The organism is Pectobacterium quasiaquaticum, assembly GCF_014946775.2.
GTDB classification, from domain to species: domain Bacteria; phylum Pseudomonadota; class Gammaproteobacteria; order Enterobacterales; family Enterobacteriaceae; genus Pectobacterium; species Pectobacterium aquaticum.
In genome coordinates this window covers 3,610,659-3,629,555 of record NZ_CP065177.1, presented here as the reverse complement: position 1 = coordinate 3,629,555, position 18,897 = coordinate 3,610,659, and the positions used below count along the sequence as shown (strand labels likewise).

The 18,897-nt window shown below is 53.5% G+C and carries 13 protein-coding genes and 2 CRISPR repeat arrays (1 of these 15 cut by a window edge); of the genes, 4 read left to right on the top strand and 9 right to left on the bottom strand.

Translation table 11 applies throughout. The features are described 5' to 3' along the window. Window positions 1-8 precede the first annotated feature (8 nt). Window positions 9-1,061 carry a carbohydrate ABC transporter permease gene (locus IG609_RS16620; protein ID WP_205558238.1) on the top strand — a complete coding sequence of 351 codons (1,053 nt, stop codon included), beginning with the start codon at window positions 9-11 and terminating at the stop codon, window positions 1,059-1,061. Continuing rightward, on the top strand, window positions 1,061-2,098 hold the full coding sequence (locus IG609_RS16615; protein WP_193398305.1) for a LacI family DNA-binding transcriptional regulator: 1,038 nt from the start codon (window positions 1,061-1,063) through the stop codon (window positions 2,096-2,098). The genes IG609_RS16620 and IG609_RS16615 overlap by 1 nt, the downstream gene beginning before the upstream one ends. An 86-nt stretch (window positions 2,099-2,184) precedes the next feature. Here the strand turns inward: IG609_RS16615 and IG609_RS16610 are convergent, their stop codons facing one another. The 3 genes from IG609_RS16610 to ssb1 form a co-directional block, all read right to left on the bottom strand. Next, window positions 2,185-2,643, bottom strand: coding sequence for a GNAT family N-acetyltransferase (locus IG609_RS16610; protein ID WP_193398306.1), 459 nt, complete (start codon window positions 2,641-2,643; stop codon window positions 2,185-2,187). A gap of 377 nt (window positions 2,644-3,020) precedes the next feature. Continuing rightward, window positions 3,021-3,503 carry a hypothetical protein gene (locus IG609_RS16605; RefSeq protein ID WP_193398307.1) on the bottom strand — a complete coding sequence of 161 codons (483 nt, stop codon included), beginning with the start codon at window positions 3,501-3,503 and terminating at the stop codon, window positions 3,021-3,023. 84 nt (window positions 3,504-3,587) lie between these two features. Continuing rightward, a complete protein-coding gene (ssb1, locus tag IG609_RS16600) occupies window positions 3,588-4,151 on the bottom strand; it encodes a single-stranded DNA-binding protein SSB1 (RefSeq protein ID WP_193398308.1) in 564 nt (187 codons plus the stop codon). A 250-nt stretch (window positions 4,152-4,401) separates the two neighbouring features. On the opposite strand from ssb1, the gene uvrA reads away from it, so the two are divergent. Together uvrA and IG609_RS16590 are read left to right on the top strand one after the other, a co-directional pair. Continuing rightward, a complete protein-coding gene (gene uvrA / locus IG609_RS16595) occupies window positions 4,402-7,236 on the top strand; it encodes an excinuclease ABC subunit UvrA (RefSeq protein ID WP_193398309.1) in 2,835 nt (944 codons plus the stop codon). 16 nt (window positions 7,237-7,252) lie between these two features. Continuing rightward, window positions 7,253-7,672, top strand: coding sequence for a secondary thiamine-phosphate synthase enzyme YjbQ (locus IG609_RS16590; protein ID WP_193398310.1), 420 nt, complete (start codon window positions 7,253-7,255; stop codon window positions 7,670-7,672). 38 nt (window positions 7,673-7,710) lie between these two features. Further along, window positions 7,711-9,298: direct repeats of the CRISPR family, unit length 28 nt; unit sequence TTTCTAAGCTGCCTATGCGGCAGTGAAC. Between the two features lie 128 nt (window positions 9,299-9,426). Here the strand turns inward: IG609_RS16590 and cas6f are convergent. From cas6f to cas1f, 6 genes are all read right to left on the bottom strand, one after another. Continuing rightward, the gene (gene cas6f / locus IG609_RS16585; protein ID WP_193398311.1) at window positions 9,427-9,981 is read right to left on the bottom strand and encodes a type I-F CRISPR-associated endoribonuclease Cas6/Csy4; all 555 of its coding nucleotides are present in this window, start codon (window positions 9,979-9,981) and stop codon (window positions 9,427-9,429) included. 9 nt (window positions 9,982-9,990) lie between these two features. Then, on the bottom strand, window positions 9,991-11,001 hold the full coding sequence (gene csy3, locus IG609_RS16580; protein ID WP_193398312.1) for a type I-F CRISPR-associated protein Csy3: 1,011 nt from the start codon (window positions 10,999-11,001) through the stop codon (window positions 9,991-9,993). A 13-nt stretch (window positions 11,002-11,014) separates the two neighbouring features. Continuing rightward, window positions 11,015-11,947 carry a type I-F CRISPR-associated protein Csy2 gene (gene csy2, locus IG609_RS16575; protein WP_193398313.1) on the bottom strand — a complete coding sequence of 311 codons (933 nt, stop codon included), beginning with the start codon at window positions 11,945-11,947 and terminating at the stop codon, window positions 11,015-11,017. Beyond that, complete coding sequence (gene csy1, locus IG609_RS16570) at window positions 11,944-13,278, bottom strand: type I-F CRISPR-associated protein Csy1 (protein WP_193400188.1); 1,335 nt, start codon at window positions 13,276-13,278, stop codon at window positions 11,944-11,946. The genes csy2 and csy1 overlap by 4 nt, the downstream gene beginning before the upstream one ends. Window positions 13,279-13,674: 396 nt before the next feature. After that, entirely contained in the window at window positions 13,675-16,977 is a 3,303-nt protein-coding gene (cas3f, locus tag IG609_RS16565) for a type I-F CRISPR-associated helicase Cas3f (protein WP_193398315.1), read from the bottom strand. Further along, window positions 16,974-17,954 carry a type I-F CRISPR-associated endonuclease Cas1f gene (cas1f, locus tag IG609_RS16560; RefSeq protein ID WP_193398316.1) on the bottom strand — a complete coding sequence of 327 codons (981 nt, stop codon included), beginning with the start codon at window positions 17,952-17,954 and terminating at the stop codon, window positions 16,974-16,976. Before cas1f ends, cas3f begins: the two co-directional genes overlap by 4 nt. 297 nt (window positions 17,955-18,251) lie before the next feature. After that, a CRISPR array of direct repeats spans window positions 18,252-18,897; the repeat unit is 28 nt; unit sequence GTTCACTGCCGCACAGGCAGCTTAGAAA; it runs 103 nt beyond the window's last position.

Here is an 18,897-nt window from a genome sequence, read left to right as displayed (position 1 = left end):
CGGGAGCCATGATGAAAATAATCGCATTTCTCACCCGTACCCGTCATCCGGGGCGCATTCACATCACGGATATCATGAGCTGGGTCTGGCTGGTGGTAGGTACGTTGCTGGTGATGATTCCGGTGATGTGGGCGGCGATGTCGTCGTTCAAAACGCCTGCGGAGATCAACCGTTTTCCGCCCAGTTTTCTGCCACAGGCGGCGGATACCATCACGTTGCCTGAGTACCCGAAACCGCTGGAGTTGTGGCAGGTTAAGCAGGACGACGGCGAAGCGAAAACCATGGCGCTGGTCAGGCGCATCGGCCTGATCGCGCAGATGGTGAACCCAACTGCGCCCAGTGAGGTGGTGCGTGTATCGACGAAAGATCTGGTGCCGATGAAGGCCTTGCATCTGGAGACGGAGAACTACACGACGCCGATAACGAAGTTCCACTTTGCCACCTACCTGAAGAACACCGTATTCGTGACGGTGATCGCGACGCTGCTGACCCTGTTGCTCAGTTCGATGGCGGCGTTTGCACTGTCGAAATACGAGTTTCGCGGGCGCGGTACGGTGCTGACGCTGTTTCTCTCCACCATGATGATTCCGCTGTCGGTGGTGATGGTGCCGACGTTCCTAGTGGTGATTGGCCTGAACATGGGCGATAACCTGTGGGGCGTGATTATCCCTACGGTAGCGACGCCGACCGGCGTATTCCTGCTGCGGCAATACATGCTGACGATCCCCGATGAGCTGATCGAAGCGGCGCGTATCGATGCCGCCAGCGAGTTCCGTATTTACTGGAAGATCATTCTGCCGTTAACCGCCCCCGCGCTGGCGGTGCTGGCGATCTTCTCGGTGATCTGGCGCTGGAATGATTTCCTCTGGCCGCTTATCGTCCTCTCCAGCCAGGAGAACTTTACGCTACAAATCGGGCTGAATGCGTTTCAGGGGCAGTTCTCGGTGCAGTGGCACTATATACTGGCGATGACGATGCTCTCGCTTCTGCCGGTGACGGCGGTGTTCGTCTTCCTGCAAAAATACATCACGACGGGGATTGCCAACACGGGGATGAAATAATGGCGACACTCAAGGATATTGCCGACCGCGCCGGGGTTTCCATCAGCACGGTTTCCCGTGCGCTGAACGGGACGGCACCGATCAGCGCCAAAGTCAGGCAGCACATTATGGCGATTGCCACCGAGCAGGGTTATCCGCTGCATAAAGTGGGCAAAGCGGCCATCGCGCAGACGGAGCCGCTGCGCCACATTCTGCTGGCGACGCCGCGCAATCTGATGCTGGAGAGTGAGTACAATCTGGTGTCGCTGACGCTGATCAACGCCCTAAAAACGCTCTGCCTGCAACGTAATATCCAGTTGCGTCCGTTTCTGGGGGAGCACGACACCATTAACGAACAACAGTTGTTGCGTGAGCTTCAGGGCGGAAAAGAGAGCGGCATTCTGATTGTGAATGACGATCACCCGACGCTGCTGAACGCCGTTGCGGAAAGCGGGATTCCGGCGGTGCTGATCAACGGTGAAGATCCCTCAATGCGCCTGAGCAGCGTCACGCCCGCCAACCACTACGCGGCGGCGGCGGGCGTGCGTTACCTGATCGAACAAGGGCATACGCGGATCCTGCATCTGACCTGGACGTCGCGCATGACGATCAAACAGCGCGAGCGCGGCTATAGAGATGCGCTCATGCAGGCGGGCATTGCGGTGGATGAGGATTTGATCCTCTCGCTGCCGGATTTCCATCCGCGTACCGCGCGTGATGCACTGCTGCGCTGGCTGACGGCTAACCCCGACAGGCTGGGCGTCACCGCGATTTTCTGCGCCGCGGATAATCAGGCTATCGGTGTGATCGACGCGCTGTATCAGCATGGGCTACGAGTGCCGGAGGATATTTCCGTCATGGGCATGGACGACATTCTGCCGTTCGACATGCTACCCGTTTCGCTCACCACGGTGCATCTGCCGTTTGAGACCATCGCCCGCGCGGCGCTACAACTGCTGGCACAGCAAATGACGCCTGCACAGGCGCTGGGTATTGCCCAGCGCACCGAGCTAGCCGGACAGGTGGTGGTCAGAGAATCGGTGCGGCGGGTAGGGTAGGCGGGCGTTATTTACAGGGAAGTTTCATCCCGCATAAGCACTATAGTTTCTGCATAAATACTATTTTTTATGCATAAATACGATAGTTAAAGCGGCATTCTATATTCTATAACACCGGGTTTTTCCGCGATCCAATCATAAAGTCGCTGGGCGGTTTTATTGGTTTCCTGAGTATGCCAATACAGCCGATCGCAGCTTTTTTCCTGTGCCTGTTCTCTCACGTATTCAATCAGTTTTTTGCCAACGTTTTTACCGCGAGCGGTGGGGGTAACAAACAGATCCTCTAAATAACAATAAGAGTTTACTCCCCATGTTGAATCGTGAAAAACAAAGTGTACGAAACCAATAATGTGCGACCCTTCCCGCGCCACGGCGCAATACACGGGAATCTCGGCTTTAAAAAAACGATCCCAGGTGACTTCCGTGACCTCATCGGAAAGCTGCACCTTATAGAATTCCTGATAACGCTTCCAATAGGGCAGCCACTGCTCGTGATCTTCTGGCTCAACGGAATTAACAATAATTTCTTGGTCTCTATTCATCATCTTACTCTCATATTATCGTGGATAAGTGCTGGCAATCAGGCTGATATGTACCGGAATAAAATAGCAATCAAATAGATGGATATGCCCCTCCACTTATTGAGAGATAACCAGACCAATTCGTTTAAATTCCCACGGTCTGAGCCTGAACAGGCCGTGGGTTTTGCCGTAGTGTTAGCGGGCTGTTATGGTCATATCCCACGTTTGGTCTCCGGTGCGCCAAGTGAAAATGAATGCAAACGGCTTTATGGCGGCAGGTTATTTCGCAGAATGGAGGACGGCTATGTGGTGTTTATCCATACGGCGGATTGTCGTACAGGTAGCCTGTGCAGCGGGCGGAATAAATTTTAAATAAAGAAAATGTAATGGGTGTTATTACATTATTTCATGCCAAAATTAAGTGGTGGTAATTCACCATGTGATTCCATATAGTTTTTGATAAGTTTGTACTCTAATGATTTCGGTTCATCAAGTGTGGAGAAATAAAAGTCGATAACAATCTCATCTTGATGTTTATGGTGGGAAAGAAAATACATAATCCTGATATTCGTTTTTTGTGTTCTTAGACTAAGTTTTTCATATAAATCAACATCAGGAGTGGTCATATCTGATTGATGATTGTAGTTCTTGAAACGTTTTCTGAAACTATCGGTAGTGCAACCTATCTTTAATATAGGGCTGGTTCCTATTAATCGAGGGATCGGATGCTGTTGATATCGGATAACGTAGGCACCAATTTCTTCAGGGAAACCAGAAATATCAATTTTTTTCCTCTCTCGGGTTTGCGAAGAATATCCATTGCTATTTTCAATCAGAATTAGCGGTAGTGTCAGTGTTGGCACATGGTCAATATTTTTGTTCATGGTGTTACGAGCTTTCCATGCAAAATGGCCTGGATATTCAGGCCATTAAATAAATATATTAGTAATTATTCTAACTAACGCAAATTAGAACGGAATGTCGTCGTCGAAATCCATTGGCGGTTCGTTGCTTTGTGCTGGGGAATTATTTTGTGAGGAAGATGAGTTCTGGGCCGGACGCTGTTGAGACTGCGCGCCGCCGCTGAACTGGTTGCCGCCCTGCGGCTGCTGAGGTTGACCCCAACCGCCTTGTTGCTGACTGCCACCTGCATTGCCACCGCCTGCTGGTGCGCCGCCGCCCTGGCGTCCACCCAGCATCTGCATGGTGCCGCCGACGTTAACGACGACTTCGGTGGTGTAGCGCTCTACGCCAGCCTGATCGGCCCATTTACGGGTTTGCAGTGCGCCTTCGATGTAAACCTGAGAGCCTTTGCGCAGGTATTCGCCCGCGACTTCTGCCAGTTTGCCGAACAGCACGACACGGTGCCATTCGGTCTTCTCTTTCTGCTCACCGGTTTGCTTGTCACGCCAGCTTTCCGACGTAGCCAGCGTGATGTTGGCAACTGCACCACCATTCGGCATATAGCGGACTTCTGGGTCTTGACCCAGATTCCCGACAAGAATCACTTTATTAACGCCTCTGCTGGCCATGCTCGTCTCCTGATGAATCGGTAGATTTATTTTCTAAGTCTAAACGATCAATCTTACCATGTGGAAAACTCTCTGTCATACCTGCGAAATGGCTTCAGAAATGAAAGTAAAATTTGCAGCGTTTGCAAGGTAAACGGGTTTAATACTGGATATTCATTCAGCCTTGTTTGTGCCATAATTGCTCGTTTCGTACCGGTTCTCTCTCTTCGAGAGGCGATGACAAACCGTTTTTATTCCGGGAAGTGTGTGAATGGATAAGATCGAAGTTCGTGGTGCTCGTACCCATAATCTCAAGAATATCAACCTGATAATCCCTCGTGACAAGCTGATCGTAATCACCGGTTTGTCGGGGTCGGGTAAGTCATCGCTGGCGTTTGACACGCTGTATGCCGAAGGGCAGCGGCGCTATGTGGAATCCCTCTCCGCCTATGCCCGTCAGTTTTTGTCGCTGATGGAAAAACCGGACGTCGATCATATAGAAGGGCTGTCGCCCGCCATCTCTATCGAACAGAAATCCACCTCGCATAACCCGCGTTCCACGGTCGGGACGATTACCGAAATTCATGACTACCTGCGCTTGCTGTTTGCTCGCGTGGGTGAACCGCGCTGCCCCGATCACGATGTGCCTCTGGATGCGCAGACGGTCAGCCAGATGGTGGACAACGTGCTGGCGCAGCCGGAAGGCAAGCGCCTGATGCTGCTGGCACCGATTGTGAAAGATCGCAAAGGCGAACACAGCAAGACGCTGGAAAACCTGGCCTCGCAGGGCTATATCCGCGCCCGTATCGACGGCGAAGTGTGCGATCTGTCCGATCCGCCGAAGCTAGAATTACAGAAAAAGCACACCATCGAAGTTGTCGTTGACCGGTTTAAAGTGCGCGAAGATTTGGCGCAGCGGCTGGCAGAGTCGTTTGAAACCGCGCTGGATCTGTCCGGCGGTAGCGTGGTGGTCGCGGATATGGACGATCCGACGCAGCCTGAACTGCTGTTCTCGGCGAACTTTGCCTGTCCGGTGTGTGGCTACAGCATGCACGAACTGGAACCGCGTATGTTCTCGTTCAACAATCCGGCGGGCGCGTGCCCAAGCTGTGATGGTCTGGGTGTGCAGCAATTCTTCGATCCGTCCCGCGTGGTGCAAAATGCCGAGCTGTCGCTGGCGGGTGGTGCGATTCGCGGCTGGGATCGCCGTAACTTCTACTATTTCCAGATGCTGCGCTCACTGGCGGAGCATTACAAATTTGACGTCGATGCCCCATTTGAAAGCCTGAGTGCCGCGGTGCAGAAAGTGATTCTGTACGGCTCCGGTAAAGAGAACGTCGAATTCAAATATATCAACGATCGCGGCGACACCTCGGTGCGTCGTCATCCGTTTGAAGGCGTGCTGCACAACATGGAGCGCCGCTATAAAGAGACGGAATCCACAGCGGTGCGCGAAGAGCTGGCGAAATTCATCAGCAACCGCTCCTGTGCCAGCTGCGGCGGAACGCGCCTGCGTGAAGAAGCGCGTAACGTGTTCGTTGAACAGACGACATTGCCGCAGATTTCCGATATGAGCATCGGCCATGCGATGACGTTTTTCCAAAATATGAAGCTCAGTGGGCAACGCGCCCAAATCGCCGAGAAGGTGCTGAAAGAGATTGGCGATCGGCTGAAGTTTCTGGTGAACGTCGGGCTGAACTATTTATCGCTCTCTCGTTCGGCAGAAACGCTGTCCGGCGGCGAGGCGCAGCGTATTCGTCTGGCGAGCCAGATTGGTGCCGGGCTGGTTGGCGTCATGTACGTGCTGGATGAACCCTCTATCGGCCTGCATCAGCGTGACAACGAGCGCCTGCTGGAAACCCTGATTCACCTGCGTAATCTGGGTAATACCGTCATTGTGGTGGAACATGATGAAGATGCGATTCGTGCTGCCGACCATGTGATTGATATCGGCCCCGGTGCGGGCGTGCACGGCGGCCAGATTGTCGCAGAAGGCACGATGGAAGAGATCATGGCGGTGCCGGATTCCCTGACGGGGCAGTTCCTTAGCGGTAAACGCAAGATCGAAATCCCGAAACAGCGCGTGCCTGCGGATCCCACTAAAGTGCTGAAGCTGATTGGCGCCAAGGGCAATAACCTGAAAGACGTCACGTTGACGCTGCCGGTTGGACTGTTTACCTGCATCACTGGCGTGTCGGGATCGGGCAAATCCACCCTCATCAACGATACGTTATTCCCGCTGGCGCAGCGTCAGTTGAACGGCGCGACGCTGGCGGAACCTGCCGCTCACCGTGAAATTCAGGGACTGGAGCATTTCGATAAGGTGATCGATATCGATCAAAGCCCGATTGGCCGTACGCCGCGCTCCAATCCGGCAACCTATACCGGTATTTTCACGCCGATTCGTGAGCTGTTTGCCGGCGTGCCGGAAGCGCGTACCCGTGGTTACAACCCCGGCCGTTTCAGCTTTAACGTGCGCGGTGGACGCTGTGAAGCCTGTCAGGGCGACGGCGTGATTAAGGTCGAAATGCACTTCCTGCCGGATGTTTATGTGCCGTGCGACCAGTGCAAAGGCAAGCGCTATAACCGCGAAACGCTGGAAATTCAATACAAAGGCAAAGGCATCCATGAAGTGCTGGATATGACCATCGAAGAGGCTCGAGAGTTCTTTGATGCTATTCCGGCGCTGGCGCGGAAGCTGCAAACGCTGATCGACGTCGGTCTGTCTTACATTCGCCTTGGGCAGTCGGCCACTACGCTGTCCGGCGGGGAAGCGCAGCGTGTAAAACTGTCGCGTGAGCTGTCAAAACGCGGAACCGGACAGACGCTGTATATTCTTGATGAACCCACGACCGGCCTGCATTTTGCCGATATTCAGCAGCTTCTTACCGTTCTGCATCAGCTGCGCGATCAGGGCAATACCATCGTGGTGATTGAGCACAATCTGGATGTCATTAAAACGGCAGACTGGATTGTCGATTTAGGACCGGAAGGCGGCAGCGGCGGCGGAGAAATTCTGGTCTCCGGCACGCCGGAAACGGTGGCAGAGTGCGAAGCGTCTCACACCGCGCGCTTCCTGCGGCCGATTCTGGCGCGCGAAGCCTGATAGTGGGAGTACGGTGATGTGGGCACAATATGAAATCCGCCTGAAGCCGAAAGCCAGAGGCTTCCATCTGGTGACTGACGAAATACTGGCGCAGGTTACTGGACTGCGCCAGATAAACGTCGGGCTGATGCAGGTGTTCATCAAACACACCTCGGCGGCGCTAACGATTAACGAGAATGCCGACCCCACAGTGCGGCAGGATTTCGAGAGCTTTTTTAATCGCTTAGTGCCGGAGGATGAGCCGTATTACCGCCATACCTATGAAGGCAACGACGACATGCCCGCGCACCTAAAAGGTAGCCTGCTGGGCAACAGTCTAACGATTCCCATCACCAACGGACGCCTGAACATCGGCACCTGGCAGGGCATTTACCTGTGTGAACACCGCAACCACGGCGGCGGCCGCTCGCTGGTGGTTACCCTCAACGGGGAATAGCCTCTAAAATGCGTCGCGCCAGCGACGCATCTCGATAAGTGCTGAACTGCCTATGCGGCAGTGAACTTTTACCCACGGTTAACCCCCGTAATTCTGTGTTTCTAAGCTGCCTATGCGGCAGTGAACTCGACGCGATGGTAAGTCTGGCATATAACATCTTTCTAAGCTGCCTATGCGGCAGTGAACCAGCGGGTCGCGCCTTTGACAGGAGTTCTACCTTTCTAAGCTGCCTATGCGGCAGTGAACAATATAAGTCACCCATGATTAAAACCCTGGCTTTTCTAAGCTGCCTATGCGGCAGTGAACTCGCTACGTCCGGGCCTTTCGGCTCGTCTTTCTTTCTAAGCTGCCTATGCGGCAGTGAACGCGTGCGGGTGACTTTGCGCACATGGCGGGTGTTTCTAAGCTGCCTATGCGGCAGTGAACCAGGCTCGAAATATGTGTCGCGGCCCTGTCTTTTTCTAAGCTGCCTATGCGGCAGTGAACGCTTCGACGTCTTCGTCGGCCAGCTTGGTCACTTTCTAAGCTGCCTATGCGGCAGTGAACGCTTCACTCATTGCATTGGGTCCCATATCCGATTTCTAAGCTGCCTATGCGGCAGTGAACGCTTCACTCATTGCATTGGGTCCCATATCCGATTTCTAAGCTGCCTATGCGGCAGTGAACGGCTCTAGTCACAAAATTATTGAGTACGGGCGTTTCTAAGCTGCCTATGCGGCAGTGAACTCTATTACTGCGATACCCAACATTCAGGTTGATTTCTAAGCTGCCTATGCGGCAGTGAACAGGTCGAGGTAACCGCCGACGCTCAGGTTCTCTTTCTAAGCTGCCTATGCGGCAGTGAACGTCCATTGTGGCCCCGGTTAAACTTTAGTCAATTTCTAAGCTGCCTATGCGGCAGTGAACGCCGACCGCGCGCTACAAAGCTTAGGCAATCATTTCTAAGCTGCCTATGCGGCAGTGAACGTGGACCTGCTGTTCAAGATGGCCGACGTGATTTTCTAAGCTGCCTATGCGGCAGTGAACCCGGACGCTTGTCGTCGGCTGTTGCAATGGACTTTCTAAGCTGCCTATGCGGCAGTGAACGAGGTCAGCATGTTCGAGGCAGACATTATCATTTTCTAAGCTGCCTATGCGGCAGTGAACGAAGAACAGTTGCGCATAATCATTCGCGAGACTTTCTAAGCTGCCTATGCGGCAGTGAACCGATGCATGATGTGCTGGCTTATATGACTCTTTTTCTAAGCTGCCTATGCGGCAGTGAACGCTGGCAGTTCGGCTGTGTCGCGCGCCGCGGATTTCTAAGCTGCCTATGCGGCAGTGAACATTTACTGGCGCATAACTGCGAGCTGGGCCTTTTTCTAAGCTGCCTATGCGGCAGTGAACTCTATAGTGCCGTCTTTGGTGGTCTGGAACGATTTCTAAGCTGCCTATGCGGCAGTGAACGAGAAGTGGATGGACAAAAACTACGGCTTCGGTTTCTAAGCTGCCTATGCGGCAGTGAACTTTTTGGTCGACGCCTCTGCCCTGTCAAGCAATTTCTAAGCTGCCTATGCGGCAGTGAACTACGAATACGTCAGCCCAGCGACAGCGGTCGCTTTCTAAGCTGCCTATGCGGCAGTGAACGTTAAGTTTTTATGCTAACTACCAGATTGTTAAAGAGAATATTCATTTTATCGCGAGAAACCCTTTTTTATTAGGGCGACCAACTGCATTTAAAAATCAATGGGTTGCAGATGGTCGCCAAAAAAGGGTCAGAACCAAGGGACGGTGGCTTCTGCGCTTAGGCCGTAGGAGGAAAAGCGTCCGGCGACAGGGGCGTCTTGTAGCGGACCATGTTCCACAAACACGAAAAACATCTGCCCGTTGGACAAGCTCTTAATTTGCACAAACGGCAGTGCGCTGCGTTTTTCCACCGCATCGGGAATTCGTGCTGCGGCTTCCGCTTCCGTTAGCCAGCCTTTGTTCACCGAGCGTCGGCGCAACCGTTCTGCGCTGCTCTTGAGCTGAACGCGGCGCACGGTGCGAAATTTCACGCCGTTGGGTACGGCTTTACACTCAGAAATCAATGTGTAATCCCGCAATCCTTTCAGCCAGGCCGTTTGATCTAGCGTAGAGAGCGCCTCTTTTGTACCGTGCAGCCGCAAACATTCCCCCAGCGTTTTACCCACTTGGGGAAAGCTGATCCCAATCTTGCCATCCGCCACCTGTCCGAGTGCTCGGTGCAGTTTGGCAAACAGCGCGTTCAAGAGCTGCGAGGCAGTGAACTCAGGATCGGGCTGGACGCGAATATCAATGTAGTGATCCATACCGCCACCTTATTCGCCTTTTTCACCGAACACGCCGCCGCGAATCAGCGTGGCAATCACGTAATGCTGCTGCTCCGGTGCAGGTACATCGCCTTTAATCACCCAGTTATCCAGCAGCGTGTAAAAATCCATCTTCTCCTTGGGCTGGCGGTAGGCTTTACCCCGACTGGTGACGGAACCGTAGGGCTCGACGGCAATCGGGCCCGCTTCATCTGTGGCGGGATACCAGTCATCAACGGTGCGTAGCGCGTTACCGATTTTCTGCGAGTGGATAGCCGCGACATCGTTCACCTGATAGAGAATCTTGCTCTTGCCGTTACGCGCTTTTTCATCGAGCACGAGTTCCTGAGACGGGAAGACTTCCTGCCCGTTGCCTAACTGCACATAGGCTTCCACGGTAAAAAGCACCGATGAGTCGCCAGCCAACCCTTGCTCAATCGCCTGTGCCAGTGCTGCAAGGTCACCGGTTGGTTGGCTGAACTCACGCAGCGAATAGTCTTCGCCGTTAAATTCCCAGCGTTGTTCACCTGTGGTCACGACCACACGAATGGCTTCTGCCCCGACGCGGTTGCGCCACAGAAAACGACCGTTCGCGATATTTTCCGCATAGCGTGCCGCCAGTGTGCCAAAACCCTGATCCTGAACGTATCCGGTGATGATGTTACCCAGCGCGGTTTGATAATCCTGATCGTTACAGACCGAGGGTTGCGCCAGATTACCGAGCACCCGCAGAGTAAACACGACTTTCAGGGTATCGGCTCCGAAGGGAAGGGCGGCAACGTCTACGGTTTGCAGGTTGGCTTTTTGGATTTCTGCATCCAGCTTGGCGGGGTCGCTGGTGAGGGCATTTTTCAGGCGGTTGGAGATCGTCCCGCGCACCGATTTCTCCTGAATGGCAATAGGCGTCCAGTTATCCTGCTGCGCCCAGTTGCCTGCGTACATTACCGCGTCCGAATTCGCCAGCTTGCGTTCAAAAGCCAGTACTGACGCAGTTTTTAAACTTGTTGGTGCTTTTGCCATGATATCGTCCTTTTTAGTCATCGAATTCGTAGGAAGTGTCTTCTGCTGCTGAATGGGTGTCTGCTAATTGGCGGCAGTGATAATCGCCGTTCTGATAGTCGTACTCCCAGAGTATCTGGCGGATATCACTGATGCGATGCGCGCCTTGCCATTCCCCGATGCCGTAGGCGGCTTCGGCAAAACAGAATGGCGTGTGCGGATCGCGGGTTTTATCGACCTCGCCGGGGGCATAAAGCGTCGAAATGGCGCGGTAGCCGATCATTAGCGGGATCAAGAAACCACCGCCGCCGGGTTTGGGCTGGTACTGCCACTGTACATTGCTCCCGTTGGGATCGCGCTCTGCCCGCATTTTTAACGCGGCGAAATCCAGCCAGGCATCAATCAGTTCCGCTTGCGGATTGTCCTGCTGTAGCGTCTGGAAATGGTCATGCAGCAGCGATGTGCGATCTTTTAGTACAAAGCCAGGTAACAAACGGCGCATAACTTTACGAGTTTCCGCTTCGTCGCTGGGTAATGACTGGATGGTGACGCGCTCGATATCAACAATGGTGCCGCCCGCCAGTCGCTGGCACTGTGCCTGCTGGGTGAGGAAATCACACAATGCCGTGGTATCCGCTGGGATCTGGCCCTCACAGCGGATTAACAGCGAGACGGTCATGTGCATACGGCCTTCTTCATTGAAAGCGGCGGTTTTCGCTTCTTTGGTCAATGGATTGCGGGTCAGGGCGAAACTCCGTTCCCAGCTAGAACCGTAGGCGTGTAGCTGATGCTGATGGCTCACCACGCCGCAGCCTTCCAGCGTTAGCCCGTGGCTGGTTTGTAACTTGCGTGACAGCGCATGGGTAAAGCCGAGAAAGTGCGTAATAGCGGGGAAACCATAGGTCAGCCCGGCGATAGCGTTGGCATTTTCCACCTTGATACGGCGCAGGATAAGTAAAGTGCTCATGCCAGATCCTCTTTCATTGCGCTTTCCATTTCACGCATCCGGCGTTTGAACAGCGCAGCGGTAGACCATTCGCGACGTTCGACTTCGCCGAAGATCAACTCTTCATGCTGGAGCCGACGGTTCAGCCAGCGGCCAAAATCGTAGGCCACGGCCTTTTGCCAGTCTCCTGCTTCACGCTCGCGGCGGAAAACCGTATCCGTTTCTGCACGATAGGGATCGAGCCACAACTGCTGGGCGCGTTTCAGTTCAGACTCTGCGCTCCAGCCGGAGGGCAGGTTTTGCACGCTGGAGACATAAAAGAAGAGCTGATCGATCAACTGGTCGAGATAACGCAGGCGCTGTTGACGAATGTCACGATTGTTTTCCACCTCTTTGACGCTAAGCAGAAAGCGCTGCATCTGCGCTAAGGTCGCTCGGGTGTGATAGTCCACCTCGCCGCGTGGGCGGAAAATAGAGTCATGCTGCTGCGGCGGTTTTTCAATGCTGTTCCACTGTGGAGGTGCGCTACTGAGCAAATAGGAACGGCCGCTGCGGCTGCTATTGAGTGATGAAATATTTTGCGGCTTGGTGCCCCCCATATTCTGCACCGCCAGATTGGGGTAGCTGATGGAGAGCTGGTCGTGCCACTGATTTGCTTTTTGCGCCTGACGAATCGCTTTGGCTTCATCACCAAAGCGCACGGCATTAATCCGCTGGTGGAGCGCTTGCGCGAGTGAAGAGGAGTACAGCGGGCTGAGCAGATGGTATTCACCGTTTGCTATGGGGAAATAGATCTGTTTGGCTAGCTTATGTGAGCTGGGCTGGCGATCGGTGAAGACCTGCTGAAACCCTGCCAGCCACTGTGCGAGCTGTTCCGGGCTTTCTGCCAGCGCTTCTAATGCACGGTGATCGCCACGCTGTAGGGCCGCGACCAGCGAATCCCCGTCGTGCTCGGTCTGGAGCAATTTGGCGACATCAAGGGCGGCGGCGTTTCCCACGGCATCGATAGCGGGTTGTGCCAGCGTCGCAGTGGAGAGCGTTTTGGCCTCTGTTACCGTTTCAGCGCTAAAGACGCTGGTGCCTTTGGCATCGCTGTGGGTAAATTTCAGCGCGTGGGTGACCAGGCTGATTTGTCCGGCGCGGCTGGCGGCATCGCTTAACCACGCGCGAACCTCGTGTTTTTGCTCTATCTCTCGCCGCTTCTCGGCCAGCTCCAATTCCTCTGCGGCTAACGCTTCACCGCTGAGCACCGCACGTTTCTTCTCCGCTTCTTTATCGAATGCATCCAGTTTGGCCTGCTTTCGCGTGCTGATGTAGGAGAGTATGAACGTTTTCAATTTCTCACCACTCATAGTTAATCCTTTATTATTAGCCTTTTACATGAACTTTCTTCTAGTTTCGGTTGATTGTGATAGAAAAAATGGAAAATTGCTGTCCCTTTGCTGAACTGTCTGCTTGGTTATTGATATGCATGGTCATGGGTTTCATACAAAGGATGACAATCAAAATGGCGACCAATAACGCTGCTAATCCAATAACGTTTAATCGTTTCATATGCTGTGACCTGCTTAAAGCCTGCACTATGAAAGCATCATAAATGGAAATTCTTATGCATACAACCTAGATACTCTAAATTTTTTTGGTTTTCTGGTCTTTGTATAGCACTCCGTATAGAATGAAATCACTACCGCATTGGTAGCTTAGAAATAGATGCTCTAAGTAAAACTGCCGTACAGGTAGCGGCGCACTCAATTGAGTGCGCCAAACACTCCCAGTAGCGGGTTCCAGAGCCAGTCTTTTTCCTCGTCTTCCCGCAGGCGGATTTCGCCGAAGCGAGCGCTAACCCGTTTGAGTTCCCACTGTTTCTCATCCGCCAGCCGCTGGTATAAGGCGTGGTAGTTGGGATCGACCCATGCACAAACGCCTTCTGCCATGTGCAGTGACGTGGGGCGGATCACATCGCTTGGCTTCCATTTACTGGGGCTGTCGTCCGGTATCATGAACACGGCATCTTCATCGTCATCGGCGATCCATAGGATGTACGGTTCATCTCTGTCGGATTTTCGAAAGGGTGTGCGCCGTTGTAATTCACCGTTCCAGTGCGGATGTGCACGCCACCAGAATGCAGCGGGCGGGCGTTTCAGGCCATCGAGCTTTTGATTTTTGAGGCCAAGCAGCGTTTTTCCTAAAACAGCATGTTCTAACGCCACCAGTGAAAACGGTTTGGTGAGGGCCGGCGGTTGCACAATGCGCGGGGCGGCGTTGAGATGACGGTAGTCCTTCTCCTGCAATAGCTGACGAAGGTCGTGCGTATCCAGCCGTTCGTCTTTTGACTCGAAGCCGGGTTTACAGTACGCGATATCTTCCCCTCTCAGCGCGCGAATATTGTGGCTAAGTAGGCAGATATTCGGCGTTTTAGGCACATGCTGTTCATCCTGCCGATGGCGCAATATTCGTCCGGCGAGTTGGATGAATGAACGCATTGAGCTAGGTTCAACAATCGCCCAGTCGTAATCATGATCTCTACCGACTTCGGCGACCGAGGTCGCCAGCACCACAAAGATATGATGTTGCTGCGGCGTGTTTTCTATCGCCTGACGAATTTCATCGACCTGCCATAGTGCATCGGCGTCGTTACGCATCAGCGCGGCATCGAGCCGTTGCTCAATATAGGAACGCATCGCCAGCGGATGTTGGCTGTGGTAAATGCAGTAGTGAATACAGGTATCCGGCGGTGAGGGGATGGCAAGCAACTGGCGGGCGACGGCAACCAACGGGCCGATGTTTGCCATTCTGACCAGCCCCAGAGAAACGGCTTTGCCGTTCTTGTGTTTCTGATGGTGCTGTAAGTGCAAATCGCGTAGCAGTGGGTGGATCGCCTGCGCGACGGCCAGATGAACATCATCTTTATTTTTACTGGGGCTACTGACGGGCACAATGGAGGCCAGCCGGAGCGGGAGTTCCTCTTTGGTAAGATGCTTCAGCCGTTGCTGAACGAATGAATCGTGCCTGGTTATGAAGCCTTTCACATCGCCGTACTGCTCATGCTGACAATCAAATTCATCAAACCAGCCGCAGCACACGTTCAGCGGCGTATTCGGCGTGCCGTAAGCCTGTTGCCAGGCGGCACGGCCATCAAGATAGGCACCGAATAATGCGCGAATTAACGCGGGTGGCAACGTGGCCGAGGAAAGTAGAACACGCGATCCCAGCATGCCTGCCCAGTTAACCAGTCGGCAGAGCGCGGGAAGATCTTCCAGCCCAAAATCATCCGGTTCATCGAGTACCAGATCGGAGGTCAATAGCCGTAGCATCGGGGCAATTTGGTGGCCGCCGCGCAGGCTTTCTGTGGCGGGCATCAGGTGATCGATGGTGGTGATCAGCACCGGTGCACTCAGTAATTGATGCAGGGTTGGGCTACGTTCCAGCCACGTCTTTAACCTACCATCGTCCAGCGAGCCATCGTAACGAACATACTGATGTTCAGAGAACAGCGGGTCGGCGGATTCACTGCCCATCTGCGCTGTGTTTTGTTGGCACGTCTCATTTTCCAACTGCATTTCATGGAGATCTTGCACAGCCTGTGAACCAATCAGCACCGCTAAGTCGTCTTCATCCAGCTTTAAGCGCTGCCGTAGCGCATCACCCGTTTGTAGCGTCAGCGTGCGTAACCCTAACGCGACAGAGAAGCGACAGCCGATAGACTCGTCCGACAAACCATACATAATTCGGGCGTTAGCGAAGGTTTTCCCCCGGCCTGTCGAGGCCATGTTGACGCCGAAAAAACCATGCTGCCTGCTGGATTCACGAATGGAACAGGCGAGATCGAATGCGCGATCCTGCCAGCGAAAGCGCGGGTGTGTGCTGCGCTGGCGAAACCCCTTATGGCGAGTAATTGCGGGTAGCGTATCGCGCAGGTTCGGCAGGCTGCGCCCCAGCAGCAGAGCATTTTGCCCGACGCCGACGCAGTGTTCATCCAGCCTCTGTTTATATTCCCCCGTTTTGCGATCGGTGTTAGCCCAGACTGAATAAGTCATATCCTGCCAGCCAACCGTTGCCGCGCCTGCTGAATAATGATGGTCAGCCAGCATGAGTGCGAGACGCGCCAGATGCACGGTCAGCCGTTGATCTAACCGAGCGAAATGCATGAATGAGGGGAGCTTTAGCGCTCGACCCGCAAACTTGCGCGCCTTCTCACGCCAGACGCTGCTACGTAGCGGTGTGCCATGCGGAAACTGCCACACCTGTGCCAGATTGGCTGGCGTGACATCGAGCTTGCAATGATTGAGTGCATTCCATTGTGCCGAGAGATGGTCGGTTAACCATGTTTCTGCATAGTCGAGCTGGGGTTCACGGCTGTTGGGGGCAAGCTCTGCCGATTTGTTAAACACAGGCAGCCGATGGTGCGAAACAATCAGCCAGGCGATAACCTGCGCCAGCGGCGGCAAAGTGCGAAATGGACTGCTACTGGGCGTTTGCTTATCCCGCTGTAAGGCCGCCAGCAGGGTTGTTTCTGCCTCTGGAGTCACCGTGCTGAGCACGGTTAACCAGCCTTTATCGTCTTGCTCCCCCACGAAGGCCTGAAACAGCCGCAGTGATACCCATTCATGCCGATACGGTTGGCTGCGTGGACCTGTACCGCTCAACCCCGTCTGGAATAGCGCATTAGCCTTGCCGACATCGTGAAATAACCCAGCAATAGCGGCCAGCAGGCTAAACACCTCGGCGCTGTGCCACGGGTTTTCATCTTGCGCGCGCAGAATATCGCGGCTGGTGGTGTTGGTCGGTACGCTCCCTTGTGCATTAAAACGCCGTAAATTACCGACGATCCACAGCAGTTCGGTATGATTCGCACTGCGAACCCAGTGACAGGCGACGGCCGTGTTACGACGCGCCGTTTTGCGCAGCAGCTTGCGTAGCGTGTTCAGCCCTTCCTGCGTGATAGCGGTTTGCCACGTGCGCTCGCCCTTGCGTTCGGCAAATTGATCCAGTATCCGGCGGGTTTCGACCAGCGCGCGCTTATTGCATTCTGAAATCAGCAGAATGTTCATCGACCCACCTGACTCAGCTTGCCAGCGACATCCTGCAAGCTGCCGATCATCACATCCAGCGCGTCAGATTGTTGGAATGCGGTCAGGCAGCGCTGACGAAATTCTTGCTCATCTTCGCCTTCCATCGCGGCAATAAACGCCTGCGGCAGTACGAGTGCGTCCTTAATTAAATCGGCGACGTCGAATACCAGCCCACCACGGCGAGTTTTACCGTGCAACACGGCTAACCCGTGCGGCAGACCCAGCACCCATGTCGCGACGGCGGCCAGCCCGTAAGCCAGATAATTACCGTGGTCGAGAAAGCGGTTAGCCAAATCGGTGCCACCGCCGCGTTTGGCGCGGGTAAAGTCGCCATAGCTCACAGCAGTGGCGGCCAGTCTGTACAGAGCTTTGGTCATCATCGCTTCCTGCACCAGCACGTCATTGCTGGTGCGGCAGTCGGTTAGCCCTTTTTCATAGCGATCCAGAAGCGCCTGAAGATGGTCGGTTTTAAAGGTAAAACGAGATTCGCGGGACAGGCGAGAGCCCAGCCAGTGCTGACGAATTTGCGTTATTCGTACCTGTTGGAAAGCGATGGCGGCAGCCAGCCTTTTCTCATCATCGAACCAAAAACTCACCCAGTCCTGCAAATACTCGGTTGGCCGATATTCGCTCTGTGGCGATAGCCAGGACACCGCGACTTCCGCCTCGTTTGCCGCAAACAGCGGAGTACCGCCGCCGCCACAAAAACCGATCATCACGCCCGCTCTGGCAAATTCCCGCATCGCTGCCTGCGTGACGGAGGTGCCGGTTCCCAACATCACCACGCTGGTATTGGCGATGGGAATATTCCAGTACAGAGACTGGTTTCCTTCCTCCGTCACATATTCGACACGCCCACCGTTAACGAGAATGCGACAATGCTGGAGATAATAAACATTGGCACGTTTAGAATGCAGAATGGTTTTTAAGTCCGAAGGGCTAAAGGCGTTATCCATAATGTATTTTCTGCCGCAATCGATAATAGCTGTGACGCCAGCGGAATGAATCGCAGGCTAACTATTTGATAAAGAAAAAAATATAATCTTCAGAAAACTAACGAAAATCAGATTATCACAAATATTCAGAAAAAATGGTGGCTGCAAAAAATATGACCCAAACACAGACCCTTTTTATTTGGCCTATTTCACAGGCTTAACAATCAATGAGTTACAGATGAGCTGAAAAAAAGGGTTTTTGCAGGGAAAACGGCAATTGCTACTAATAAAACAAACCGTTAGAGTGATCGGGCTACAGTTCACTGCCGCACAGGCAGCTTAGAAACTGACGGCTGCAAACATTGCACGCAGCAGTTGCGTTCACTGCCGCACAGGCAGCTTAGAAATGATTGAGTTACGGTTAGCATTCGCTCTGAATGTTCACTGCCGCACAGGCAGCTTAGAAAAAACACAAACAGCGGAGCAACACAAAATGACTGTTCACTGCCGCACAGGCAGCTTAGAAAGTTCATTGAATTGTACATTCTGTTAACATTTTGTTCACTGCCGGATAGGCAGCTTAGAAATTAAGGTGGCCTTGTTAATGGATTGTTAATCAGTTCACTGCCGGATAGGCAGCTTAGAAATATTCGTCGTGGGTACTTCCGACCTTACGGCAGTTCACTGCCGGATAGGCAGCTTAGAAAATTCTGCAAACGGCCCTTGTTATCTTTGCCATGTTCACTGCCGTATAGGCAGCTTAGAAAACTTGCTGGATGAGCTGTCGATCCAGGCGTTAGTTCACTGCCGTATAGGCAGCTTAGAAATCTCCCTGTGTACCCGATGATGCGCTGATTGAGTTCACTGCCGTATAGGCAGCTTAGAAAACGGCACAGTTACTGACTGGCTCTACAGTGACGTTCACTGCCGCACAGGCAGCTTAGAAAAGCATTGGTTGAATCTG

Bases quoted from the DNA above. Each gene is read 5' to 3' on its own strand.
- IG609_RS16620 (WP_205558238.1), top strand. From the start codon at position 9: ATGATGAAAATAATCGCATTTCTCACCCGTACCCGTCATCCGGGGCGC.
- IG609_RS16615 (WP_193398305.1), top strand. From the start codon at position 1,061: ATGGCGACACTCAAGGATATTGCCGACCGCGCCGGGGTTTCCATCAGC.
- IG609_RS16610 (WP_193398306.1), bottom strand. From the start codon at position 2,643: ATGATGAATAGAGACCAAGAAATTATTGTTAATTCCGTTGAGCCAGAA.
- IG609_RS16605 (WP_193398307.1), bottom strand. From the start codon at position 3,503: ATGAACAAAAATATTGACCATGTGCCAACACTGACACTACCGCTAATT.
- ssb1 (WP_193398308.1), bottom strand. From the start codon at position 4,151: ATGGCCAGCAGAGGCGTTAATAAAGTGATTCTTGTCGGGAATCTGGGT.
- uvrA (WP_193398309.1), top strand. From the start codon at position 4,402: ATGGATAAGATCGAAGTTCGTGGTGCTCGTACCCATAATCTCAAGAAT.
- IG609_RS16590 (WP_193398310.1), top strand. From the start codon at position 7,253: ATGTGGGCACAATATGAAATCCGCCTGAAGCCGAAAGCCAGAGGCTTC.
- cas6f (WP_193398311.1), bottom strand. From the start codon at position 9,981: ATGGATCACTACATTGATATTCGCGTCCAGCCCGATCCTGAGTTCACT.
- csy3 (WP_193398312.1), bottom strand. From the start codon at position 11,001: ATGGCAAAAGCACCAACAAGTTTAAAAACTGCGTCAGTACTGGCTTTT.
- csy2 (WP_193398313.1), bottom strand. From the start codon at position 11,947: ATGAGCACTTTACTTATCCTGCGCCGTATCAAGGTGGAAAATGCCAAC.
- csy1 (WP_193400188.1), bottom strand. From the start codon at position 13,278: ATGAGTGGTGAGAAATTGAAAACGTTCATACTCTCCTACATCAGCACG.
- cas3f (WP_193398315.1), bottom strand. From the start codon at position 16,977: ATGAACATTCTGCTGATTTCAGAATGCAATAAGCGCGCGCTGGTCGAA.
- cas1f (WP_193398316.1), bottom strand. From the start codon at position 17,954: ATGGATAACGCCTTTAGCCCTTCGGACTTAAAAACCATTCTGCATTCT.